Raw genomic sequence first — 24,725 nt, 5'->3', positions numbered from 1 at the left:
GGATCCTCTGCGCAGGGGAGCAGCTTAAATGCATAAAGGTTGCTGGAGCTCCTCCAGGCAACCTTTAATTTTTGTAATCTATTGCACGACGATTTGACCTGCCTAGATCCTGCTTTTAAACATATTTAATCGATTATTAACTTTCCTAGTTCCGAATTTCTCTTCGCATAAAGATGAAATAGGACCAAGCAAAGCAGATCATCATGGCTGCTGTAAGCCCACTGATCTGCGGCCATACCATCAGGAAACTTTCGCGAAAGGAAAGTGGTGCCGGAATGGCGCCAACCATCTGTTCCATGGCAATGGGGCCGAGGCTGCGTACCGATGGCATCAATAAGGTCGTAGTGGCATCGGTGTAAAGCTGGCTGGGCGATAGGCGGAGCAGGTTAAGGATGAGTTCGTTGTAACTCAGGTATTCCTGCTCTGAAATGTAATTGGGATTGGGTAAAAATGGGCGTATGGCCAAGTTGACCAAAATCGGAAAAAATACCGTAAAAAACAGCCAGATGCCGATGGCTGTCAACGCTGAAGTTGCTGGCTGCCTAAAACGAATGGAAAGCAATATCGACAGACTGAGCCAAAAGGCAACATATAGTATGCTGATCAGGGTGAATCCTAAGATGCGCAGGAGTTCCTGTGGTTCTATCCGCACACCTGTGCCGATTAATCCTCCCCCGATCATGAGCAAGACGAGTGCGGTAAACAAGGTGCTCACAACAATCAGCGGAGCAAAAAACTTGGAAATTAAAAGGCTGTCGCGGTAGATGGGCTGTGCCACAAGTCGTGTTAAAGTTCCACTGTTATACTCGGAGTTAATGGCGTCAAAGCCCAGGGCTATACCCAATAAGGGAGCCAAAAAATTCAGAAATACATGGAATGGAGGGATCGAGTTATCCGTCGTTGTAAGCAGCTTGAGGTAAAGGAATGACTGGTCGGGATCTTTCATATTACCGACAGCTTCTTTAAGTCCTGAAGATGAAACATACAGGGATGCGCCAAATGTCAGTACAATCAGCAGGATCAGCACGATAAAGCGCCAGCTGCGGATATGTGTGGCAACCTCCTTATTGATCAATACATTCATCATTTTTATAATTTACTATTTTCGAAATACGTATGATAGATTTGGTCAAGCGCATAATCATTGCGCTGTACGGAGACAATTGCAGCGCCATGCTGTACCAGGATGCGGACGGCATCGGCGGTGTTGTCTTTTTCTGATTTCAGCTTAATACTGTCGCCTTCTAAAGAAAGAGTCCGAAGCCCGGGGAGTTCTTGGAGCGCCGTCTCAAAACGTTTACTGTCGCCACTATTTTCGAGCATGATAACTGTACTGACGCCTTCTTGTTGCTGGAGGTTGTTGGCTAGGCTGTCGATGGAACCTTCGACCAGCAGTTTACCGCCGACAAAGATACCTACTCGATCGCAGACGCGTTGTACTTGATGTAGATGGTGCGAGGAGAGCAGTACGGTAAGGTTCTGCTCTTTGCTGAGCTGTTTGATCAGTTCCAAAAATTCGTCCACACCTTTGGGGTCAATACCCAGAGTCGGTTCGTCGAGGATAGCAACGGCGGGTGCTTTGATGAGCACTTCAGCCAGGCCGAGCCGCTGTTTCATTCCGCGCGAAAAGGCTGCGGTTTTTTTGTGCATTTCGTTTGCCAATCCCACTGTTTGGAGCATCTCTTGCGACTTGATGCGCGCTTGAGCTCTTGGTAGCCCATTGAGTTCCGCAATAAAACTTAAGTTTTCCAAAGCGGTCATTTCGGGATAAAAACCCACATTGTCGGGTAGGTAGCCTACCTTTCTTTTGACAGCGATAGGATTTCTTGTGGCATCATGTCCGCAAACGTAGGCTTTGCCAGAGCTCGGCTCGGTAAGTCCGAGCATCATTAAGATACTTGTCGTTTTACCTGCTCCGTTGGGCCCAAGAAGTCCAAAGATTTCACCCGGATAAATCTTTAGGTCCAAAGCGTCCACTGCTTTCGTTTTGCCATAGCTCTTTGTCAAACTTGACAGTTGAATAATAGGATCCTTCATGTTGAGAGTCTTTGGGATTATCAAATCAGGATTTATCTTCTTCCATATTTTCGGATGAGGTAATATATCAGTCCTATTGCCGCAAAGATGACCAATAATCCGATCCAGCCAGAAAGTAGCGAAGTTTTAACAATAATGCGAAACGAAAGATCTGTAGTACTGTTGGCAGACTTGACATCGAATTTAGCAGCATAATCACCGGCGATTGTTTTGTCCGGAACTTTAAGATTTACTTTGACATCAACGGATTTCCCCGCTTCAAGTTGCTTGATTGTAGCTGGGGTGAATGTGGCTTCCCAGCGGGTGGGCAGTTGTGATCCCAGTTCCAAGGTGTTGAGGGGAAGTGTTCCTGTGTTTTTAAGTTGCAGAACAATTTCTTTGTTACTGCCTGATACGACTTCGTCACTGAGCCTGCCGGTAGGCGTAGTCATCTCCAGCGCATAAGACCCTTTTACTACAGCTTCCAATTCCAGTTGGAAATTATCTATCGGTGAGGTTGCTTTGAGCGGAATTTTATATTTATCGGGTTTAGCGGTAATTGGGCAACTAATTTCGATGCCGATTTCTTGCGTTTTGCCCGGTTGCATCTGAATAGAGGTTACGAGCGATCCGTCTACGCGATAGCTGATCTGCCAACCTTGCGGTAGCTGTGCATCTAAGTTATAGATAAGGGTCTGGCTACTTGCGTTGGTTAGCGTCGTGCTGTAGCGGAATGGTTCATTACTGGGAGCTTCGATATTGAGCAACCTTGCTTCGAAGCTTGATTTGCTGGGAGCAGCAACCTGCGCTGAGAGATAAAAACTGTTTGCAAACACCACAAGTGCAGCAAAAAAAGGCCTGAAAGATAGACGTGGGCGTTGGTTTGTAATTAGTAATTTTGTAAACATGATCCAATAACTAAAATTTATGTTTTAAGATAGAATAATAGCTTTCAAAAAATGCCGGTTCGGATTCCTGTGATTTCTTGAGGAAAAAACCGTCGCCAAATTATAAATCGATTGGAAGAAAATCAAGTTTTCCTTCAAATTTATTGTAAAAAATATGTTGGATTCTCTCAATCCTATTCTAGATTCAAGGCTCTGAAGGCCTTTTTGGTGATTGCCTTGGTGTTGTCTGCAAGTTCATCCAAGGTACAATTGATGGATCGGACTGGAATTTGTATATCCGCTTCTTCATGGAGTAAAAGGTCGATGCGCAACAATCTGTTCGGTGTATGTTCCGTCGAACCGAGCAATTCATTGAAGAGTTCATCTACAATTTTGGGGCAGTTGCCCAGGTCAAAAGTAGCAAGCTTAAGATAACCATCCTTACAGGGAATATGCACTTCGATGCTATAACTATTCAATCTTTTCATGATTTCGGTACGTTTGAAAAACAAAGAAGTTGGTCTCCGTTCTGGAGACCAACAGCATACTAGTTTAGTATTATAGGACTTAGGATATGTAAATTGTTCGAGGTTCCTTTTGTTTGGCTTCCTCTTTTTTGGGAATTGTCAGTTTGAGCATACCATTTTCATAATGCGCCTCGATGTTATCCTGATCTACCACATCTTTTTGCAGCTCGAAACTCCGTTGGAAAGATTGATAGCTGAATTCCCGACGCGTATAATGGTCTTTTTGTTCTTCATGCTGTTCTTCCTTGGCGGAGGAAATGGTTAGAAGATTGCCATCAAGCGTAATCTTAAAATCTTCTTTGGCCATTCCTGGTGCTGCCACTTCAACTTCAAAGTTGTCGCCATTTTCCTTGATGTTTACTGCGGGGACCGTGGTGCTGGTAGGCGAGTAGTTTTTGTTGCCCCAGTTTAAAAGTTCACGGTTAAAATCATCAAACATGGGCGAGAACATCGATAAATTGTTCCAGTTTCTTTTTGCTAATTTCATGATAAACCTCCTTTTAATTAAGTGAAAACAACTTATTAAAATTATCAGCCGGCCGACTGTATCTGAATAATCGCAAAAAAAATACCAGTGTGAAAAAGCTGAAATTTTTTCATGAAAACTGAAATTTTTGCATTTTTACTGACAAAATTTAGGTAAAAGTTGTCCGTTAAAATAATTATATTCGCATCAAAGAGATCGCGTGACTAACCTAAGAAGATCGAATAAACCACATGGAAGAAAAGAAATTAAATGAATTGACCAATGAAGAGTTGTTGGTTCTCAAAAAGAAATCCAAATCCACTAAAGTAATCAATGCTTCGATCATTGGATTTTGTGTGGGTATCGCTGGATATAGCCTCTTCGTTGCCGGAATTACCTGGCCGACGATTTTTCCACTGCTATTGGCTGTAATTGCCTATAAATATCTTGGTAAAAATGAAAAAGCTGTGGACGCAGAATTGAAATCCAGAAATCTCAGTTAGAAAAAAGGAAAACGATTACAGTTTCGCTGTTGTTTAATTTTAAAACAACAGCTATGAGAAGAGAACAAATAGAAGCATGGATCGCGCAAGGCTACAATGTACTGGATCATCGTAAACCTAAAGTTGTGGAAGGTGATATCTGGGCGTATCTCAATGAGTGCGATGGCCATGGTACCGATGTATATGCACTTTCTGAACTTGCGAAATGGTCGGACGGCGAGCTTGCGCAGATGGAGCTGAAAAAATATGTCGATCAGTACGGGCAGATGGGCGAGAAGTTGTTTCTTCGTAATGAAGCGATCCGAAATAAAGAATTTGATAAATATAACGCCTTTTTGAAACTATTTTTTGTCGATAGTGTCGAAAAAGACATGGAGGAAGTCAAGTTTTTGGCTGATCGCGTAAAACGGGTGACTAAGGAAGAAATGGAACAATGGGTAGTGTCAAATTATGTCAATGTGCTGCTATCCGATCTCCATTGTCTGGACTATGGCGCTATTATCAACGGCATGGTACTTCCTTCAGAAGAAGTGTTTATGTATACAGAAAATGGTCTCAATGAAACCATAGATTGCCACGTAACGCCGATGGAATATTTCTCCCATACTGATCATGAAGATTACTGGATCAACCCTATTGTAAAGAAAGCGTTATAGCTGTATATTATAAAGATTAAAATATATTATATATCTGCTGGTATGTGACATCGTTATTTTTGTAAAGTTATGACGTGCTGAAATTGACAGAGCAATAGCGCTAGATGATGTGCCGTTGCTCGGCAGCTACCGCCAATGTATGCTGCAAGTCTACAACCGCTCCGATGACGATTATCGCCGGATGCCCCATATTATGTACTTTGCTTATCATGACAAGATCTTTGACTTTGCAGCATACTTGTTTTTGCTGTGGCAAACTCGCATGCTGTATAATGGCAGCTGGTGTTTCCCCTTTTCCGTATAGTACGTAGGTGCGTGCGATTTCGTCGAGTTTACGCATTCCCATATAAATGACTACGGTCGATCTGCTTTGAACGGCGAGCGGCAGATCGGCAGAAAGTGTTCCATCTTTTTTCATACCCGTCAATGCCCATACCCCTTCACTTACACCACGGTGTGTTAGCGGAATGTCGTTGAGTCCAGCGCCTTGCATGCTGCTGATGCCCGGAATGTAGCTGATGTTAATAGATCGGTGTTGTACGGTAAGCCATTCTTCAAAACCACGTCCAAAAAGATAGGGATCTCCGCCCTTAAGTCGTACCACTCGTTCGAATTTGCTACAATAATATAAGATAAGTTCATTTATATCCTGCTGTGGGACGTATTTTCCATAAGGATGTTTTCCAACATAGTGTATTTTACAGTTTTTGTCTGCTATTTGTAGGATTTCCCTATTAATTAAGTTGTCATATAAGAGTACTTGAGCATTTTTTATCGCTTTATAAGCTTTTATTGTCAATAATTCTGGATCTCCAGGTCCGGAACCTACTATAAATAGGGTTTTTTGCTTTAAATTCTCCATTTTATTTATTTTTCAATCGTTTATATCTATAAAAATAATAAAAAATATGATAAAAATCATGTTTTAATGTATTTTTAGTGTGTTTTTTATGAAAAAGTGTTATAAAAATCATATTTATTTTGATTTTTTAATTTTTTATTCCATAAATTAGTCTTGTTGAAACTAGAAATTGATTTTTATATAATAAAAAAAGGATCATGGATAAGAAAAAGGTTGTTATTGTCGGAAATGGGATGGTCGGTAATAAGATTTGTGAAAAATTAAAGCAGAAATCGAATGATTTAGATATCGTTGTGTTCTCGGAAGAGCAAATTCGAGCCTATGATCGTGTGCATTTGACTGATTATTTTAAATATTCTTCAGTTACTGAACTTTTTTTGTTGAAAAATGAGTGGTACACTGAAAATAATATAGAAATCCATCTAGGTGATCCCATTGTCGGTATAAATGTTATAGAAAAAGAAGTTGCATCTCTAAAGGGGATTACCGTGAAGTATGATTATTTAGTTTTTGCAACAGGTTCTGCACCTTTTGTTCCTCCAATACCTGGTATCGACAAAGAAGGTGTATTTCTCTACCGTACAATTGAAGACCTGGAATTGATTAAAGCATATGCGGCTAAAGTCAAGACAGGTGCAGTTATGGGCGGGGGACTTTTAGGACTGGAAGCGGCTAAAGCATTGGTAGACCTTGGTCTTAAAGAAACGGCTGTGATTGAATTTGCCCCGCGTCTGATGCCCCGTCAGATTGACGATAATGCCAGTAAACTTTTGCAGCATAAGTTAGCAGCATTGGGTTTGACTTGCTTCTTGCAAAAATCCACAAGCCAGCTGTTGGGTGATCATCATCTCACTGGAATCGCTTTTAACGACGGGACCTCGCTGGAGACAGATCTATTGGTAATATCTGCTGGTATACGTCCCCGTGATGAGCTTGCCAAGAAAATAGGCCTTGCGGTCGGCGAGCGTGGCGGAATACGAGTTAACGCACAGATGCAGACCTCGGATCCTGCGATTTATGCAATCGGCGAATGTGCCTTGGTGGAAGATATGGTCTATGGACTGGTTGCACCGGGTTATGAGATGGCTGAAATTGCGGCGGCTCATATCGTAGGTGATATCAAATCCTTTAAGGGGTTTGATATGAGTACCAAGCTAAAATTGATGGGAGTTGATGTAGCGAGTTTCGGAGATCCTTTTATCAGCGAACCTTATGCGCATACGATCGTACTGGAGGATCGCAATAAGGGGATTTATAAGCGATTGAATATCAGTACAGATGGCACGCGCCTACTAGGCGGGATACTCGTCGGAGAAGCTGCAAGTTATAACATGTTGCTTCAGACGGTTAATAATAGTTTGCCGTTGGCAGAACACCCCGAACTTCTCCTTTTTGGGCAACAGCGTGACAGTAAAGCGCCTTCTTCTGGTCTGGAAGCTCTTCCGGATGATGCATTGATCTGCAGTTGCGAAGGTGTCACCAAAGCCGCAATCTGCAACGCGGTGGCCACAAGAGATTGTGAAAATGCGGATGCAGTGAAGAAATGTACCAGAGCGGGGTCGGGATGTGGAGGTTGTGTGCCTATGGTCAAAGACCTGGTCAACTACACCATGAAACAGCAAGGAAAATATATTCGGAGTACCATCTGCGAGCATTTCGACCTGAGTCGCCAGGAACTTTATGACCTGATCAAGATCCACGAACTGAAAAGTTACGATCGGGTGTTGGATGCACTGGGACATGGGCATGGATGCGAAGTCTGTAAACCTTTAATCTCTTCCTTGCTTGCCAGTCTCTGGAATGAAATGATTTTGGGAAAGGGCAATGATGTGGCTCAGGACAGCAATGACCGTTACCTGGCCAACTTACAGAAGGGCGGGACGTATTCAGTTGTTCCGCGTATTCCAGGAGGTGAAATTACCCCCGATAAACTGATTGTAATCGGGGAGGTGGCTAAGAAATACAATCTGTATACAAAAATTACTGGTGGACAGCGCATCGACCTATTTGGTGCACATCTCAATGATTTGCCCTTTATCTGGGAAGAGCTCATTACTGCAGGTTTTGAGAGTGGACATGCTTATGGTAAGGCGCTTCGGACCGTTAAAAGCTGCGTTGGAAGTACCTGGTGTAGGTTTGGGCTGCACGACAGCGTTTCTTTTGCGATAAGGATAGAGGAACGTTACCGTGGGCTCCGCGCGCCACATAAGATTAAATCAGCCGTTAGCGGCTGTATACGTGAGTGTGCCGAGGCTCAGAGTAAGGATTTTGGAATCATTGCGACCGAAAAAGGATGGAACCTCTATGTTTGCGGCAATGGCGGTAGTAAGCCGCAGCACGCGTTATTATTGGCATCGGATATTGATAGCGAAACGTGTATTCGTTATATAGACCGTTTTCTGATGTTCTATATCCGCACTGCAGACCCGCTGACACGAACGGCTACCTGGCTCAACAAAATGGAAGGCGGAATAGATTATCTCAGGAATGTTGTGGTAGGGGATAGTCTGGGGATGGGTGATACGTGGGAGCAGGATATGCAGCTACTCGTCGACAGTTATCGCTGCGAATGGAAAGCAGCTGTCGAAGATCCTGAAATTCGAAAACGCTTTGTTCATTTTGTAAATGCACCTGATGAGAAGGACGATACTGTTCGCTTTGAAAGTTTTCGCGGACAGAAGAAAGCCGCCGATTGGAACATTAGGACTTATTAAATAGCGAATCGCTAAACTTTTTAATGAAATCATATGAGTACGAAAATTGACATGCAATGGCTGAAGGCTTGCCGGATAGAAGATGCCATTGAAAACGGTGGAGTCTGTCTTAAATTAAACAACGAGCAGGTCGCACTATTCTATTTCGCCCGTCGCAACGAGTGGTATGCTACACAGAATGAATGCCCGCACAAGCGGCAGATGATTTTAAGTCGCGGAATGCTGGGGTCTTTGGGAGAAACGCCTAAAGTCGCTTGTCCGTTTCATAAAAAAACCTTTGCCTTAGATACAGGTGAATGTCTTTCGGGAGAAGAATGCGCAATAAAGACCTATCCGGTAAAGGTGGAGAACGGGAGTGTGTTTATCGGAATGACCGCTTAGGTAAAAAAAAGTTAATCGAAAATCTTATTAAACAAAATACGATGGATTATATCAGCCCCAAAGAGGTAGCAAGTGCGATGATGAACACCGCTATCTACAAATCTTCGCTTCCGATCAAAGACCTCTTGATACGGGGAGCGCTGTCAGGTGCCTTACTGGCAATTTCAGTTACTCTTGCCCTATTGGCTACTTCCCAGACCGGGTTGGGTTTAGTTGGTGCATTTGTTTTTCCAGTAGGATTTGTGATTATTGTCATCCTCGGTCTCGAACTGGTGACGGGAAGTTTTTCCTTGGTACCATTGGCGTGGTTTGAAGGAAAGATCAATTTTAAAGCGATGGTCTCAAATCTTTTCTGGGTTTTTCTAGGTAATTTACTGGGTAGTGTACTCTTTGCGATTTTGTTTTGGGCTGCGAGCACGGAGACTGGTCAATTGAGCCAGCTTGGAAACATCGAACATAGTCTGATGCTAATCAGTGAAAAGAAAACACTTGGATACAGCGCCCATGGTGCTGCGGGTTTGTTTTCGGCTTTTGTCAAAGCCATTCTATGTAATTGGATGGTGTGTATGGGTGTGGTGATGTCCATGACATCGAAGTCTACGCTTGGAAAGATATTGGCGGCAGGTATTCCGATCTTTATATTCTTTGCTTTAGGTTATGAGCATGCTGTGGTCAATATGTTTGTGATTCCCGCAGGAATGATGTTTGGAGCAAAAGTAACGATTTCCGACTGGTGGCTGTGCAATCAGCTGATTGTTACGGCTGGGAACATTGTCGGTGGATTGCTCTTTACTGGGATGGCCATTTATTACACGTATCATCAAAAAGAGAAAGTGTCGACTTCGCAAACTTAAATTTTATGGATCAGATGAAAAAACTGTTGACGGTATGCTTGCTGTTAATGATTAGCAGTCAGATGTATGGTCAGGAAAAAATAGTAAAAGGCAGTCTATTTGAAGGAATTGTTGTGGCAGGATATGCCGACCATGGTGCCTACATCAATTGTACGGGGCCAGCGTTGAAATATACATTCGCACCCAAGAGCTGCCTATTGGTCGGTTTATTGCCTAGCTTAAAGCTGAAAGAAGATAAGGTTGATCCGGGGAAGCCAAAGAACTCCTGGATTACGCCCTCTCTGGGATTTGGTTTAACAGCTGTATTCCGACATATTGCCATTCAGTTGCCAGCATTCTATACCGCAAAAACGAGTGCTGCTGATGGTAAATGGAGGTTGGGAGTCGGTATGGGGTATAAATTTTAAGGTGATGTATTTTTAAGGGAATATATGATTTGGGGAGTCGTTAGCCGTCATGGACGGTTTCGCTCCCCTATTTTTCTTCAGATAGATCCTGTAGAAGCTGGAGGTTTTTAATAAAAATATCTTTTTTGTCCATCATGATGGCTCCTAATTCGATAAGTTCGCTCAGTGTACGATATACGGTCTCGTACGTAGTGCCTACGTAGGAAGCTAAGTCTTTTTTGCTTAGGGATAACCCAATATATCCATCCTTATGTTCCTCGCTGAAAATACGGTGAAGTAACAATAGGCTCCAGGCAAGGCGATTTTTAACAGGAAGTTGGGTCAGTTGGGTCATCTTTTGTTCAGAAAGATGTAGTTCGTCGGCAAAAAACAACATCAACCGGTAACTCAGCTCAGGATTTATGCGTAGTGTGGACAGGAAGAACGGCATTTCCACGAAGCAGAGCTGTGACACTTCCAGGGTTGTTGCAGAAATAGGGTACACAGTTTGTTCGGTACTGACCCCACGATGACCGACGATATCTCCTTTTTTTGCAAATCGTACAATGGTTTCTTTATCCCCGAGATTGCGATGAACTTTGACGAGTCCAGACTGGATGAAATAAATTCCCCGAACGGATTCTCCTTCGGTGATAAACTGTTCACCTTTTTTTAATTTGATATTCTTCCGATGAAGGTCGATCTGTCCGAGCCAGTCTTGTAAGACATAACGGCACATAAGGCAGGAGTGGTCGCAGGTATTTACTTTTTTCGATTTCATCAAAATCTAATTTGTATAGTGAGACGGTATTTTGTCGGTCCAAAGGTATTACCTATTCGTTTAAATTCCTATATTACCTTTTATAAAAAAAGGTATATAGGATCATTTAATTTATTTCACCATAAAGCTGTAGGTATATTTCCTTCAGATAAAACGATAGCATGTTTTAAATTGTTAATCATGCAGGTACACTGTTTTAAATTACTGAATACACATGAAAAAGATCCAACTTATTCCACTTGTGGGAATTCAAATAGAAGGTATTGGTCAGGTTGATCTTGGTGCAACTCGTGCTGAAGTTCAAAGTGTACTTGGTACTCCTTCAGATGCGCTGGACGACCAATATTATTATGATGAGCTCGAACTTCGGCTGGATTTTAACAATGAAGGACAGCTTGAATTTATCGAAAGCATCAATGGACCCAAACCAGAAAAAACAGTGATCAGCATGTATGATGTCAATCCATTTGAGGTGGAAGCAACTGAACTTGTAACGATCTTAACGGATAAAAACCAAGGTGAGGTGGACGATGCTGAAGCAGGATATTGCTATACATTTTTGAATAGCTCGGTTGGTGTATGGCGACAGGTGACTGAAGAGGATGTTCAGGAGGAGATTGAGGAAATAAAAGCCGACGGCGAATACGAAGATAATGCAGATATGCTATTGGAGGACCTTGAAAAATCAAAATTCTTCTGGACGATAGGCATTGGCGTAGCCGGCTATTATGCAGATTAAATTACTGTAATTTATTGAAAGTATTGCCTAAACTCCACAGGGCTTTGTTGGGTGTTTTTTTTGAATATCTTACTGAATGATTGGGGATGCTCAAAGCCTAACTCATAAGCAATTTCGCTAATAGTATGTGTACTTGTGCTTAGCCGCAATTTGGCGTACTCAATCATCTTATGTTGAATGTGCTGTTAGGTGTTTTGCTGTGTATAGATACGCAACAGGCTGCTGAGGTAATTGGGCGATAAATTAAGCTGTTGCGCCAGAAAGCCAACCGTTGGAACCCCATGTTGTTGTAGCATATCCTGTTTGAACTGTGCTGTGAGCAACTGCTCAAATTTGGTAACCAGCTCCTGCGTGGATCGCTTTCGAGTCATAAATTGCCGTTCATAAAATCGCTCTGCATAAATAAGCAGACGCTCAACCTGTTTTAGAATCAGTTCGCGGCTGAATTTGTCCATGTTAGATTGATATTCTTTTTCAATATTCTGTAGAATGTCGACGATTACGGACTCTTCCTTGTCGGAAAGAAAAAGCGCTTCATTGACTTGATATTGGAAAAAATCATACTGGTGAATATGTTTTGCCAATTCGCTGTTCCAGAGGAAATCGGGATGGATCAACAGGATCCATCCACTGGGTTGCGCCACTACTTCCTGATTAATTTCCACCTTTAAAAATTGTAAGGGTGATACAAAGGAAAGAACGCCCGAGTCAAAATCATAGTGCTGCTGACCATAGTTAAATCGGGCATTTACATTTCGCTTTAAACCGATCGAATAAAAATGTTGTATCCAATTCAATTTGTTGTCATTTACAGGGTAATGTACCTGGCTATAGTCCACTAAGCTGATTAACGGATGCTCTGGTTTGGGCAGACCGCAAAAGCCGTGAAATTCCGACAAGGAATGAAAGCGAAATGTATTCTCCATACGTGTAAATTTACTTATTTTCTTTTTTATTGGCAGCTAGCTTCCTTTTTATACACAAAATGCGATGTTTTATTCGGCTGATTTGTCAAAACCGGTTGATATGGTATAGCTTTTCCACTTTTCAATTTCCGCTGTCAACATGTTGATTTTATTTTTTGCCAGTTCATAAGCATCCTGACCCATCAGCAAATGGACAGGAGGTTCTTGCAGTTTGCTCACCTCGATCAATAGCGTTGCAGCTTTCTGTGGATCGTTTACCTGATTTCCATTGATCTCGTGTTGGTGTGTGGCTTCGCTTTCGCGGGCGGTAATGTACGATGCAATTGGATTGGCTGCGGTTTGTAGGGAACCTTCGGATAGAAAGTCGGTTCTGAAGTATCCTGGGTAAACTACAGTTGTATGTACACCAAAAGGTTCCATTTCGGTCGCCAGGGCTTCGCTAAAACCGGCTACTGCGAATTTCGTGGAACAGTACACACCGAATGCCGGGTAATTACCAACCAGACCGCCGATCGAGGCTATATTGAACATGTGTCCCGATTGTTGACCGCGCATATGAGGAGCAATGTGGCGGATGACATTTAGTGAGCCAAAAACATTAACCTCGAAGTTGCGGCGTGTTTCTGATTCGCTCAGTTCTTCAAGTGCGCCGGTCTGACCATAGCCAGCGTTATTGACGAGCACATCAATTCTTCCGAAATAATCAATGGCCGAAAGTACTGCGCGGGCGACATCTTTGTCATCCGTAATGTCTACTTCTAGCGGTAGAAAATTTTCTACTTCACCAATTTCATTTTCCAGTGACCTTTTTGTCCGCGATGTGGCAACGACAAGGTAATCCTGAGCAAGCAGCTCTTTAACTAAACTGAGACCTAATCCCTTTGAGGCACCAGTGACAAACCATACTTTTTGTGATTTCATGTGTTTCTATTTCTAAATAAAAGAATAGTACAAAGGTGGTGAATCGCCGTACGACAGATGTAGGCAGATCAACGAATGTTGTAGCCAGATCGGGGATAAGGTGTTTTTTTTTCTTTAAAACAATTTTTGCTTTAGCGTGCTTTATTTAGGAGTGATACCAATACTATCTAGACGCCGGTATCTTAAAAAATGGTTGAATTCTAAGAAAATTGATATGTTACAAAAGAATGATGTTGCACCCGATTTTACCTTGTATGCAACACCGGATCAAAAAATTAAATTATCGGAATTTAAAGGACGTAATGTAATACTGGCATTTTATCCGGCAGACTGGAGTCCGGTCTGTAGCGATCAAATGGCGCTGTACAATGAAATGCTTAAGTATTTTAAGAAGTATGATGCCGAGATCATGGGTATTTCGGTCGACAGTAAATGGTGCCATATGGCATTTGCAGAGTCGCGTAAGCTGCATTTTCCGCTCTTAGCTGATTTTGAAGGCAAAGGTGAGGTCGCTAAGCAGTATGGTGTTTACGACGAAGAAGAGGGTGAGTGCAAACGCGCGCTCTTTGTAATCGATAAAGAAGGTGTCATTGCCTGGAGCTACTTGTCGCCAACCGCTGTCAACCCAGGTGCTGACGGTATAATCGAGGCGTTGGAAAATCTTAAAACGAATTAATTATGTCATTAAAACCAAACGTCAGCGAGGCTGATCATATACTAGGCAACGGTCAGGCAGATCTCACCATTGTCGAATACGGCGACTATCAATGTCCACATTGTGGAAAAGCTCACCCCGTTATAAAAGAGATGATGGCCGAACTCGGAAGTCAGATCCGGTTTGTCTTTCGCAATTTTCCCTTATCAGAAATGCATCCTTATGCCAAATCTGCGGCACTGGCGGCCGAAGCAGCGGCGCTCCAGGGTAAATTCTGGGAAATGCATGATGCTATTTTCGAAAATCAAAATTCACTCAATGACCAATGGCTACTGGATATGGCCCAGCAGCTGGATTTAGACATGGACAAATTCAGATCGGATCTAAACGACGAGTCAATAGTAGACCGCGTGGAAGGAGATTTTGAAAGTGGTATGATGAGTGGGGTGAATGGGACGCCAACCTTTTTTGTTAATGGCCAAAAATTTGACGGCGGAGCGGAAGATCTGGTACAGGTGCTACGGGAACAGTAAGAGATTATATAAACAAGAACATAAATAAATTACGCATTATGGCAGTATTAAAAATTAAAGACGGAACAGAAATTTATTATAAAGACTGGGGTACAGGACAACCCATTGTATTTCATCATGGTTGGCCTTTATCCAGTGACGATTGGGATGCGCAGCTGATGTTTTTCCTCCATAACGGATACCGTGTGATTGCGCATGATCGCCGTGGACACGGGCGTTCGACACAGACGGCAGGTGGTCACGAGATGGATACTTACGCATCGGACGTTGCACAATTGGTGGAAGCGTTAGATCTAAAGGATGCGATCCATATCGGCCATTCGACGGGCGGAGGAGAAGTTGTTCGCTACCTCACCAATTATGGTACAAAGCGTGTTTCAAAAGCTGTTTTGATCAGTTCGGTTACACCTACGATGGCCAAGAGTGCGTCAAACCCCGACGGTGTACCTATGGAAGTCTTCGATGAAATAAGAGCGAATACTGCCAAACATAGGCAACAATATTTTCAGGACTTTACCCTTGCTTTTTATGGCTATAACCGGGACGGGGCGGATGTAAAACAAGGCGTAATGGACAACTGGTGGCGACAAGGAATGATGGGAGGTATAAATGCTCAATATGATTGTGTCAAAGCGTTTTCTGAAACCGACTTTACTGAGGAAATGAAAAACTTAGAAATTCCTGTACTTGTCCTGCATGGTGAGGATGACCAGATCGTACCGATCGATGTAACAGGTAAAAGGGCTGCACAGCTTGTAAAAAATGGTACTTTAATAACCTATCCGGGTTTTCCACATGGAATGCCTACGACAGAAGCAGAAACCATCAATAAAGATATCCTGGCTTTTATTCAAGAAAATTAAATCAATATACTTTCCTGGCCGAAAGGTATGGATATAAACAGTAAGAACTGCTCGCAAATGGGCAGTTCTTTTTCGTTTGTATTACCTAAAAACTAAATTTATGTGAAATATTTCTCTGCATAATCTGTTTAGCAGTTGATATTGGTGATATTAATTAAATATTTATTAACATTAACGTAAATTATAAACCAAGTCAAAGTACCAACTTTGGTGCAAAATTCTAAACCAGACTAAAAATGCAGAAGACATTACTAATCAGTATGGCATTGGGTCTATCTTATCCCACATGGGCTAACGTAGCGCGTAATCATGTCAAATTGGCTAAAGAAGCGCAAGATGTTGCAGTTCAGATGACCGTAAGAGGGGTGGTCAAAGGCAAAGATGGAATCGTGTTGTCCGGAGTTACTATCACCAATTTAACTACCCAAAAAACCACCTCAACAAATGGTGCAGGTCAGTTTGTGATCGAAGCCAGTGTAGGGCAAAAACTCAAATTGACAGGCATAGGCTACAGTGAAAAAATCGTCGGTGTGACAGGTGGACAGATTGACGTCACCATGGAATCCAAAGACACTGCGCTGGAAGAAGTCGTGGTGGTCGGTTATGGTACGCAGAAAAAAGTGAATCTGACCGGTGCTGTAGACCAGGTGGGGGCAGAAGCTTTTGAGGGACGCGTGCTGGGCAACGCAAGCCAGATGCTCCAAGGGGTCATTCCCAACTTAAATGTAACCCCGGCAGATGGTAAACCCAATCGGGCGCCAAGTTTCAATATCCGTGGTACAACTTCCATTGGTCAGGGGGGAAGCGCACTAGTCCTTATCGATGGTGTTGAGGGTGATCTTTCAGCGATCAATCCCAATGATATTGAAAGTGTAACCACACTGAAGGATGCCGCTTCATCGGCAATCTATGGTTCGCGGGGAACGTTTGGTGTTGTACTTGTCACAACGAAACGTGCAAAGTCCGGAAAAACGTCTATTAACTATTCAGGAAGTGGTTCTTTTCAGAAACCGATCGCTCTACCCAAATTTGTGACGGATGGCTACGAATATGCTTCGCATTTCTTTACCGCCTATAATGCCTGGAACAATTATTCCTCGATTCCGAGCAAGCTCAACAAAACACAGATCTTTACAACAGATTGGCTGGAAGAATTTAAGAGAAGAAAAGAACAGGGAATTACGGAGCAGGTGACGGTAGATGATAAGGGTAATTATGTTTACTACGGTAATGAGGATTATTACGGTACGTTGATCAAGGACAATACCTTTGTCCAGGATCATAACCTCTCCATCAGCGGTAATTCCGAAAAAATGGATTACTACATTTCTGGTCGTGCTTACGATTATAATGGTATGTACCGCTACAATAGCGATAAATATAAAACCTATAATACGCGTGCAAAAGCGGGACTTCAGGTGACCGACTGGTTGCGGATCAGCAACAACATCGATTTTAATTATGCCAAATATAGAGACCCATCGACTGCTGGTGAAGGTGGAAATATCTGGCGCAATATTGCCGATGAAGGGCACCCTTCTTCGCCGATCTTTAACCCTGATGGATCTTTGAGCTTTTCTGCAGCCTACACCGTAGGGGATTTTATCTACGGTAAGAATGGTACGAATACGGCCAATCAGGATCTCCGCAACACTACTTCTTTCGAGACTAAGTTTTTAAACAATACGTTCCGCGTAAAGGGGGATCTGACTTTCAGAAATCGTGATTTTAGTTCAGTAAGGGTTCGTGTGCCTGTCCCGTATAGTACGCAGGAGGGAAAAATGCTGCGGTTGGAAACAAGCATGAATGATAACATTTATCAGGTAGACCAACGTTACCGTTACTTGTTCGGAAATCTTTACAGTGAATATGAACGTACAATAGGTGACCATTACTTTAAAGGTTTGCTCGGCTATAATTATGAGCAGCGGACTTATCATTCAACGTATATCACCAAGACCGGTCTGCTTAATGACGACGTAGAAAATATCAACCTGGCCGTAGGGCAGAATACCACAGCAACCGCGGGATATAATAAATACCGCAATGTCGGTGTATTTATGCGTGCCAATTACATCTTCAAAGACCGTTATCTTTTTGAATTTAATGGCCGCTATGATGGTTCGTCCAAATTCCCGACCAACCAACGATGGGGATTGTTCCCGTCTGCATCCGTAGGCTGGCGTATATCGGAAGAACCTTTCTTCCAGGTGGATAAAAAGGCGCTGTCTGATCTGAAGCTAAGGGCCTCCTATGGTTCTTTGGGTAATGGTAATGTGGATCCCTATTCCTATCTGGATATCTATGAAATCAAGATTATGGACCGGGTGATAAATGGTCAGAAGCCTTCCTATACCTCGGTGCCTAAAGTTATTCCCGATAACTTAACCTGGGAAACTGCACGTACGGCCAATGTAGGTCTTGATGTATCTTCATTAAATGGGAAATTGACCTTTACCGGAGATATCTATCAGCGTAAGACCCTCAATATGTATACCCTTGGTGTCGCAATGCCGGATATTTTTGGAGCGGAGTCACCAAAAGGGAACTATGCGGATATGACTACCAAAGGTTTTGAACTGAGCTTGACTTACAAGGATCGATTCGACGTTAATGGCAGTCCGTTTAACTGGTCTGTCCGAGGAACGCTCGCAGATTATAAATCTAACATAGACCGTTACGAGAATAGGGAAGGTTTAATTAAAGACGGTTCCTATTACGAAGGACAGCGGATTGGTGAGATCTGGGGTTATGTAACCCAGGGATTATTCCAGAACCAGGCGGAGATTGACGGAGCAGCAAAACAAAAACTGATCAAATCGTCCAACAATGGGACGATCTATCCGGGGGATGTCCGTTTTACGGATCTCAATGGCGACGGTGTGATTGATTATGGAAACAATACGATCTACAGCCATGGTGATAGGACGGTCATCGGTAATGCAGATCCACGGTATATTTATAGCTTTAATCTCAATTTGGACTGGAAGGGTATCTACTTTTCTTCATTTTTCCAAGGAGTAGGTAAGCAGAACTGGTACCCGAGCAATGAGTCGATTTTCTGGGGACAGTACAATAGACCTTATAACAATTTACCGGAATGGCATCTCAATAATTATTGGACAGCAGATAATCCGAATGGCTATTTCCCACGTTATGCGGGTTATAACGAGTCTATTAAAATCACCCCCCAAACCAGATATCTACAAAATGTGGCCTATATTCGGATGAAAAACTTACAGATCGGGTATAGCTTTCCTAAGTCTGTGACAAACCGATTAAAAATCAGTAGTCTTCGTGCAGGCCTATCGGGTGAAAACCTATGGACCTGGTCGCCGCTTTACAAAAAGACGAAGGATCTCGATGTCGGCAACTTGGGCAAATCGGATCCTGAAATCGGAACAGGGTCCGGCGACGGATTTAATTATCCGATCATGAAGAGCATCAGTTTTAACTTATCTATTGGCTTATAGTTTTATATCAACATGAAAAGATTATTTTATATACCTGTGGTTGCACTTTTGTTCAGTTCTTGCGAACTGAATGAGCTGCCGAAGGCAGGAGCTACCGAGGACGATATCTTCGGGAGTGAAAGTGGATTAAAAAATTACAGTAACTCCTTCTATCGGAATATCACTTCAGGAAGTGACGCGTATAAGGGCGATGCAATGGCTGATTATTCGGCTGTAAACAGCCTGAATGATTTTATGGTCGGTGGTGCGTATAGCGCGGAAATCAGTTCGGGCTGGTCGTGGACGACTTTACGCAATATCAATCAATTGATTGCTAAGTGCAACAGTCCCAAATTGAGCGATGCCATCAAAAACAACTATATCGGCTTAGCCCGCTTTTTCAGAGCTTGGTTTTATTATGAAAAAGTGGTGCGTTTTGGCGATGTGCCTTGGGTAGATCATCCGCTGGCGGTGGATGAAACAGATATCCTCAAGGCACCACGGGATTCGCGCGAGGCGGTCATGAAGCATATCATGGAAGATCTGGACTTTGCCTATGCCAATATCACCAATACGGGAGGCGATGGCAGTACGGTTAATAAATGGACAGCACTTGGTCTTAAAACAAGAATTGCACTATTTGAGGGTACATTCCGTAAATATCATAAACTCAATCTGGCTACACAGCCGGAAGTATTCTTCCAGATGGCAGTCGACGCTGGCAAGATTTTAATGGAAAATGGGCCTTATGGACTTAATATCTCCGCAGATCCTAAAACATCACAGCGACAGTTGTTTACCAGTAATACGCCAGTGACAAAAGAGGTCATGTTGGCCGTAACTTTCAGTAAAGATCTTGCGCTTTTGAACGACGCCAACTGGTGGTGGACATCAGCGACCTACGGTCCACGTTTAAGTTTGGTAAGGCCTTTTATCAATAGTTTTTTGAATGTTGATGGTACTCCTTATACGGATAGACCCAACTTTCAGACGGAGGAGTTCTATGAGGAATGTCAAAATCGCGACCTGCGCTTGTCGCAGTTGATCCGGACGCCAGGATATTCCCGTAATGGACAGCCTGCTCCCCCAAATTTTGCAAGTTTTACCTATACGGGGTATCAACCGATCAAGTATACTTTAGACGATCCCTATTACGACAATGGCGGTTACAATACCAATGCAGTTCCTTTAATGCGTTATGCGGAAATATTATTAAACTATGCTGAAGCGAAACAGGAACTAGGTACTTTCAATGAGGCGGATTGGTCGAAAACTATTGGAGCATTACGTTCAAGGGCTGGAATAACAAGTGGAACGAATACACTGCCGACCAAAGTGGATACCTACTTGAAAAATACATTCTTCCCTGAAGTAAACAATCCTGTGCTTTTGGAAATCCGCCGGGAAAGACAGGTGGAACTGGCACTGGAAGGATTCCGTTTCAACGATTTGAAACGCTGGAAGCTTGGACCGCTAATGGCTAATTTGCCTTGGACAGGTATCTATATTCCAGCGCTGGATAAATTGATCGATATCGATCATAACGGTACACCTGATGTTGTCTTTTATGACGGTAGTAAATCTGCTCCTTCGATCACTGTCCCAGCAGGAGTGGCCAAGGTGGCTATCGGTGGTAAAAGTACCAATTTCCAGACTATGACTTCAGACAATCACCTGGAATGGTTTAAGGCGGTGAAGCGTACTTGGGATGACAACAACAAGCAATACCTTTACCCAATTCCGTCAGCAGCGATTGTGCTGAACGGAAATCTGACTCAGAATCCGGGTTGGAGTAAATAAGCATTATTTGATCCGTTCGCTAATGATAAAGCCCCTTGCAGCATTGCATGGGGCTTTATCATTAGCGTTTGCCGAATGAGTTCGGTGAAAATATTAAAGCGATATAAATCAGTATTATCGGGTTTTGCTGTTGCTATCGGCGCTCTTGATATACGCCGATTTCGTTTACGACCGCATGGCCTTTTTCAGGTTTGATGCTGAAACGTAGTTTTTGTCCCAATACTTGGTCAAAGCGAAACATCTTGATACGCCCTTGCTGCACGGCTTTGGCTGCGATAGGTTGCCATTTTCCATCTTTCAGATAGGATAAGTTATACTGTGAAGGATTGTCTTTTCCTTCAGTAATAACCACACTATTGAAAGGTTTACTACGTTCAAAATCCAATTCATACCAGACTTCACCTTTAATTGCCGGATTGGAGACCCAGGCACTACCAAAGTTATCATCGTTGGCAAAATCCATGATATTCATATCGTCACTCCAGCTGCTGTATGAAGGTACTTGTTTGGCTATATTGTGGTCGACAATAGGAGCTTGGTAGCTGGGTAAAGTACTGTAGTTGGGCCTATTTTTGTACAATGTGCCGATTTTTTTCAAGGCTTCGAGTGCATTCTGATCCATGAGACCATCACTGTTCGGGGCTACATTGAGCATAAAGTTGCAATAGGCGTTGTTGTAGGGGATAATGAATTTCTCAACCAGCTCATTGACATCCTTGACGGCAGTATTTGGGAATGAGGTTTTCCAGAACCAATTTTGCTGTAAGGGAAGACAGGCCATAGCAGGAAGTTTGTTGTGTTCTTTGGAAATAAATTGCCCCGCTCCCTGTTCGTAAGATTTGATATCTGTGTAAAAGAGGGCATCACCAGGGTATTTTGCTGAATTGAGGTCCATCAATAGGCATTTGGGCTGTAATGATTTGACAAGATAATAGATGTCATCGAAAGGAACATCATCGTACGAAATGCGCGACCAAGGTGCATCCCAGCCATCAATCACCAAGGCATCGATTTCTCCATATTGGGTGAGCAATTCGGTCAGCTGATCTTTGATCAGCTGGATATGGGCTTTGGTAATGGTGTGCGGCCGTATACCTTGGTGCATATCCAGTATCGAGTAATACAACATTACCCGAAGACCATTTTTGCGAAAGGCTTCAGTAAACTCCTTAACAACGTCACGATGTAAAGGTGTATTCATGACATTATAATCTGTAGTTTTGGTGTTCCAGATCGGGAAACCACTGTGATGCTTGGTTGTCAGGCAGCCATAACTCATATTTGCCGATTTGGCCGCTTTGGCCCATTGATCTGCGTTGAGTTTGGGTGATTTAAACAATTCAAGAGCAGCATTGGGGTCGGACCAGTCCTGTTCCATAAAAGTTGGCATCCCGTAATGGATAAACATGCCAAATCCTAGATTGACAAAATCGAGCTGACTCTGCTCAAGTATTTTTTTTTGAAGACTGGTTTGCGCAAACAGGCTGTGGCCCAGCAGGAGGCAACATAGACAGAGTAGTGTCTGAAAAATTTTGGACATAATTTGCTAATTTGTTAGACCGTAAAGATAAGGCACGAAGAAGTATCTTGTGTTTAATAGAAACCTAATGAAAGCCTAATAAAAGCCTAATGGTACCATGAATCAATAAATAGATGTTATTTTTAAACCATGAACAGCGCCAATAGAAATATATATCCCTGGGCATTTGGTATGAGCTTCCTGATCTTGACCCTACTGATCGGTTTTCTGATCTTCAATACCTATAAGCTTGAAGATCGAAATTACCAGATCGGACAGCTCGGACAAATCCAGAATGCCTATGGTGCTGCAGTAATGGATGATAAGATATTCCCGGGTGGTAATACGATATTTCAGACTTCATTGGTGCCCTGTCTTTCGCTCTGGTCTAGCAAGATGCCTACTGGAACATTTGATTCCGCTAAATTTGCTCAGCAATGTATGGAACCTTTTCTCAAACGCTTGCGGCAAGAGCAATCACTGGATAGTATCTTTCAGCAGATCGTACAGCAACAGCAACTTGATAAAGATCTTGTTTATCTGTTTCATTTTGATAAATTGGAAGTTTACGATTCCACAGCTAAGGTTTGGAAGGTGTTTTATGATACGGTACGTGATGATCCTGCTGGCGCCATAGCTGGTCGGCTAGAAAATACGGGGGTTAATAATCGGGTATTTGAATTATCTGTAAGTGATAAAAGTCCAAGTCCCTATCGGTTTACCTATAGCCTATATGTAGATTATGAGAATCGGGGCTGGCGGATTGTACAACAGATGGCACCCGTGTTTTTGCTGTCTTTGACCTGTATTGCGGTCATTGTGCTGCTTAGTTACCGGACTTATAGCAATTGGATCAGCCAGCGCAAGCTTGCCGATCTCAAAACAAGTTTTCTGAACCATATGCGCCATGAATTCAATACCCCGCTGACGACAATCCTGATCAGTGCACACAGTTTGATCGATCGTGAAACAGGGAAAGACGATAAGGAGGTGGCACAACTTGGGCGCATCGTAGAAAGGCAAGCCAAACGGCTCAAAGCTTATTTTGAACAGGTTATGGGATCTGTTGCCTTACAGGAGCGACAGCCAAAGATCGTTCAGCTTCCGCTGAACCGGCTCACAGAACAGCTGCTGGATGAGCTTCGCTTGCGGTATCAAGATGAGATCAAAATCCGATACGAAGCGTTAATGTCTGACATTGAAATGACGCTAGACGAAGATTATTATTTTTCGATCTTAGATAACCTCATATCCAATGCCATCAAATTTAATGACGGTGATGAAAAGTACATTCGGTTTACCTGGCAGTTTACGGAAGACCAATACTGTCTTAAAGTAGCAGATAATGGTTCTGGTATCAGTCCTGATGAACGGGCTAAAGTATTTACAGCATTTTATCGGGGAAGATTATCAGGAAATAAACCGGGGCTTGGATTGGGACTATATTACATCAAATCCTGTTTGGACCGTTTGGGATGGGCAATTCATATGGAAGAGCGGGCAAGTGCGGGTACGATTTTTTATATTTACATGGGCAATGCAGCATCCAATGGCAAAAGACAAGATTGATATTCTTTTGATCGAAGACGAACCTGATCTGGGGGAGGTTTTTTCGCGCTATCTGCGCTACAAAGGATTTACGGTACTTTGGGAAAGTACCGCTGAAGGTGGCTGGGAAAATTTTCAACGCGCTTCTGTCAAACTCCTGATTATCGATGTACAGCTGCCCGATGGTAACGGTTTTGATCTTGCGCAACGGATAATTGCTAGCCATCCGGGACAACCTATTTTCTTTTTGACAGCACTCCACGAGCGCTACTCCCGATTAAAGGGGCTTTCTTTAGGCGCCGTTGATTATATCGCCAAACCTTTCGATATGGATGAAATATTGCTTAAGATCCGCAATCTATTGAAAGTAGCATCTGTTTCCGAAAAAGATCCGGCTTTACAGCTAGAATTGGAGATTGGCAGTTTGAGGCTCAATATGGAGCGGTTTACGCTGGAAGAAGGCATGAAAATGGTGCAAAAACTCACTGTAAGGGAAGCAGAATTGCTGCATTATTTGATTTTGAATAAAAATATGTTGGTCAGCAAAAAAGATTTACTCTTAAAGTTTTGGGGCAATACAGACTTCTTTAACGGTAAAAGTTTGGAAGTTTTTATCTCCCGGCTTCGCAAGTTGTTGCAAATAGATCGTAAACTCCACATCGAAAGTATCTATGGTGCAGGTTATATATTACATGAAGATGTCTGATTACGTGAACATGTCTGACTGCCTTTTACA

25 protein-coding genes are annotated in these 24,725 nt (G+C 42.8%); 14 read left to right on the top strand and 11 right to left on the bottom strand.

Translation table 11 applies throughout. The features are described from left to right. Positions 1 to 145: 145 nt before the first annotated feature. The 5 genes from QE382_RS18485 to QE382_RS18465 form a co-directional block, all read right to left on the bottom strand. A complete protein-coding gene (locus tag QE382_RS18485) occupies positions 146 to 1,087 on the bottom strand; it encodes an ABC transporter permease (protein WP_307187220.1) in 942 nt (313 codons plus the stop codon). Between the two features lie 2 nt (positions 1,088 to 1,089). Next, positions 1,090 to 2,037 carry an ABC transporter ATP-binding protein gene (locus tag QE382_RS18480; protein ID WP_307187219.1) on the bottom strand — a complete coding sequence of 316 codons (948 nt, stop codon included), beginning with the start codon at positions 2,035 to 2,037 and terminating at the stop codon, positions 1,090 to 1,092. Positions 2,038 to 2,069: 32 nt separating this feature from the next. Then, positions 2,070 to 2,924: a COG1470 family protein gene (locus QE382_RS18475; RefSeq protein ID WP_307187218.1), complete on the bottom strand. Its 855-nt coding sequence runs from the start codon at positions 2,922 to 2,924 to the stop codon at positions 2,070 to 2,072. A gap of 173 nt (positions 2,925 to 3,097) precedes the next feature. Continuing rightward, complete coding sequence (locus tag QE382_RS18470; RefSeq protein ID WP_307187217.1) at positions 3,098 to 3,391, bottom strand: hypothetical protein; 294 nt, start codon at positions 3,389 to 3,391, stop codon at positions 3,098 to 3,100. 79 nt (positions 3,392 to 3,470) lie between these two features. After that, the gene (locus tag QE382_RS18465) at positions 3,471 to 3,917 is read right to left on the bottom strand and encodes an Hsp20/alpha crystallin family protein (RefSeq protein ID WP_307187216.1); all 447 of its coding nucleotides are present in this window, start codon (positions 3,915 to 3,917) and stop codon (positions 3,471 to 3,473) included. Between the two features lie 230 nt (positions 3,918 to 4,147). Here QE382_RS18465 and QE382_RS18460 point away from each other — a divergent pair, with 230 nt between their 5' ends. Next, positions 4,148 to 4,399, top strand: coding sequence for a hypothetical protein (locus QE382_RS18460; protein ID WP_293953372.1), 252 nt, complete (start codon positions 4,148 to 4,150; stop codon positions 4,397 to 4,399). Between the two features lie 53 nt (positions 4,400 to 4,452). Then, a complete protein-coding gene (locus QE382_RS18455; protein WP_307187215.1) occupies positions 4,453 to 5,055 on the top strand; it encodes a hypothetical protein in 603 nt (200 codons plus the stop codon). Between the two features lie 100 nt (positions 5,056 to 5,155). On the opposite strand, the gene cobA is transcribed toward QE382_RS18455, so the two are convergent. Then, on the bottom strand, positions 5,156 to 5,917 hold the full coding sequence (gene cobA / locus QE382_RS18450) for a uroporphyrinogen-III C-methyltransferase (RefSeq protein ID WP_293953377.1): 762 nt from the start codon (positions 5,915 to 5,917) through the stop codon (positions 5,156 to 5,158). Between the two features lie 197 nt (positions 5,918 to 6,114). Here cobA and nirB point away from each other — a divergent pair, with 197 nt between their 5' ends. From nirB to QE382_RS18430, 4 genes are read left to right on the top strand one after another with little or no spacing between them, the layout of a single operon-like run. Next, positions 6,115 to 8,631, top strand: coding sequence for a nitrite reductase large subunit NirB (nirB, locus tag QE382_RS18445; protein WP_307187214.1), 2,517 nt, complete (start codon positions 6,115 to 6,117; stop codon positions 8,629 to 8,631). A 51-nt stretch (positions 8,632 to 8,682) separates the two neighbouring features. Then, entirely contained in the window at positions 8,683 to 9,012 is a 330-nt protein-coding gene (nirD, locus tag QE382_RS18440) for a nitrite reductase small subunit NirD (protein ID WP_307187213.1), read from the top strand. Positions 9,013 to 9,053: 41 nt separating this feature from the next. Then, a complete protein-coding gene (locus QE382_RS18435) occupies positions 9,054 to 9,866 on the top strand; it encodes a formate/nitrite transporter family protein (RefSeq protein WP_209579006.1) in 813 nt (270 codons plus the stop codon). Between the two features lie 5 nt (positions 9,867 to 9,871). Further along, the gene (locus tag QE382_RS18430) at positions 9,872 to 10,273 is read left to right on the top strand and encodes a hypothetical protein (protein ID WP_293953385.1); all 402 of its coding nucleotides are present in this window, start codon (positions 9,872 to 9,874) and stop codon (positions 10,271 to 10,273) included. A 67-nt stretch (positions 10,274 to 10,340) separates the two neighbouring features. On the opposite strand, the gene QE382_RS18425 is transcribed toward QE382_RS18430, so the two are convergent. Next, positions 10,341 to 11,033 carry a Crp/Fnr family transcriptional regulator gene (locus tag QE382_RS18425; RefSeq protein ID WP_307187212.1) on the bottom strand — a complete coding sequence of 231 codons (693 nt, stop codon included), beginning with the start codon at positions 11,031 to 11,033 and terminating at the stop codon, positions 10,341 to 10,343. A 214-nt stretch (positions 11,034 to 11,247) separates the two neighbouring features. On the opposite strand from QE382_RS18425, the gene QE382_RS18420 reads away from it, so the two are divergent. After that, entirely contained in the window at positions 11,248 to 11,772 is a 525-nt protein-coding gene (locus QE382_RS18420) for a hypothetical protein (protein ID WP_307187211.1), read from the top strand. An 11-nt stretch (positions 11,773 to 11,783) separates the two neighbouring features. Here the strand turns inward: QE382_RS18420 and QE382_RS18415 are convergent, their stop codons facing one another. The 3 genes from QE382_RS18415 to QE382_RS18405 form a co-directional block, all read right to left on the bottom strand. Continuing rightward, positions 11,784 to 11,951: a helix-turn-helix domain-containing protein gene (locus tag QE382_RS18415; protein ID WP_307188040.1), complete on the bottom strand. Its 168-nt coding sequence runs from the start codon at positions 11,949 to 11,951 to the stop codon at positions 11,784 to 11,786. A 6-nt stretch (positions 11,952 to 11,957) separates the two neighbouring features. Next, positions 11,958 to 12,698, bottom strand: a complete 741-nt coding sequence (locus tag QE382_RS18410) for a helix-turn-helix domain-containing protein (protein WP_307187210.1) — start codon at positions 12,696 to 12,698, stop codon at positions 11,958 to 11,960. A gap of 69 nt (positions 12,699 to 12,767) precedes the next feature. Then, entirely contained in the window at positions 12,768 to 13,619 is an 852-nt protein-coding gene (locus QE382_RS18405; protein WP_307187209.1) for an SDR family NAD(P)-dependent oxidoreductase, read from the bottom strand. 214 nt (positions 13,620 to 13,833) lie between these two features. Here QE382_RS18405 and QE382_RS18400 point away from each other — a divergent pair, with 214 nt between their 5' ends. The 5 genes from QE382_RS18400 (at position 13,834) to QE382_RS18380 (ending at position 20,922) form a co-directional block, all read left to right on the top strand. Then, positions 13,834 to 14,295 (top strand): redoxin domain-containing protein, encoded by a 462-nt coding sequence (locus QE382_RS18400; RefSeq protein WP_293953399.1) that lies wholly within the window; start codon positions 13,834 to 13,836, stop codon positions 14,293 to 14,295. A gap of 2 nt (positions 14,296 to 14,297) precedes the next feature. Then, entirely contained in the window at positions 14,298 to 14,807 is a 510-nt protein-coding gene (locus QE382_RS18395; RefSeq protein WP_307187208.1) for a DsbA family protein, read from the top strand. A gap of 38 nt (positions 14,808 to 14,845) precedes the next feature. Then, the gene (locus QE382_RS18390; protein WP_307187207.1) at positions 14,846 to 15,670 is read left to right on the top strand and encodes an alpha/beta fold hydrolase; all 825 of its coding nucleotides are present in this window, start codon (positions 14,846 to 14,848) and stop codon (positions 15,668 to 15,670) included. Positions 15,671 to 15,906: 236 nt separating this feature from the next. After that, complete coding sequence (locus QE382_RS18385; RefSeq protein WP_307187206.1) at positions 15,907 to 19,143, top strand: SusC/RagA family TonB-linked outer membrane protein; 3,237 nt, start codon at positions 15,907 to 15,909, stop codon at positions 19,141 to 19,143. Between the two features lie 12 nt (positions 19,144 to 19,155). Next, the gene (locus QE382_RS18380; protein WP_307187205.1) at positions 19,156 to 20,922 is read left to right on the top strand and encodes a RagB/SusD family nutrient uptake outer membrane protein; all 1,767 of its coding nucleotides are present in this window, start codon (positions 19,156 to 19,158) and stop codon (positions 20,920 to 20,922) included. A gap of 133 nt (positions 20,923 to 21,055) precedes the next feature. Here the strand turns inward: QE382_RS18380 and QE382_RS18375 are convergent, their stop codons facing one another. Then, on the bottom strand, positions 21,056 to 22,462 hold the full coding sequence (locus tag QE382_RS18375) for an alpha-L-fucosidase (RefSeq protein WP_307187204.1): 1,407 nt from the start codon (positions 22,460 to 22,462) through the stop codon (positions 21,056 to 21,058). Positions 22,463 to 22,591: 129 nt separating this feature from the next. Between QE382_RS18375 and QE382_RS18370 the strand changes: the two genes are divergently transcribed. Beyond that, positions 22,592 to 24,010, top strand: coding sequence for a sensor histidine kinase (locus tag QE382_RS18370; protein WP_307187203.1), 1,419 nt, complete (start codon positions 22,592 to 22,594; stop codon positions 24,008 to 24,010). Beyond that, positions 23,991 to 24,695: a response regulator transcription factor gene (locus QE382_RS18365; RefSeq protein WP_307187202.1), complete on the top strand. Its 705-nt coding sequence runs from the start codon at positions 23,991 to 23,993 to the stop codon at positions 24,693 to 24,695. The genes QE382_RS18370 and QE382_RS18365 overlap by 20 nt, the downstream gene beginning before the upstream one ends. The last annotated feature ends 30 nt before the right edge of the window (positions 24,696 to 24,725 follow it).

Origin of the sequence: Sphingobacterium zeae (assembly GCF_030818895.1) — a bacterium.
In the GTDB taxonomy this organism is placed as follows: Bacteria; Bacteroidota; Bacteroidia; order Sphingobacteriales; family Sphingobacteriaceae; genus Sphingobacterium; species Sphingobacterium zeae.
Note: the sequence above shows the minus strand (reverse complement) of the source record. Positions and strands in the feature narration are given on the sequence as shown.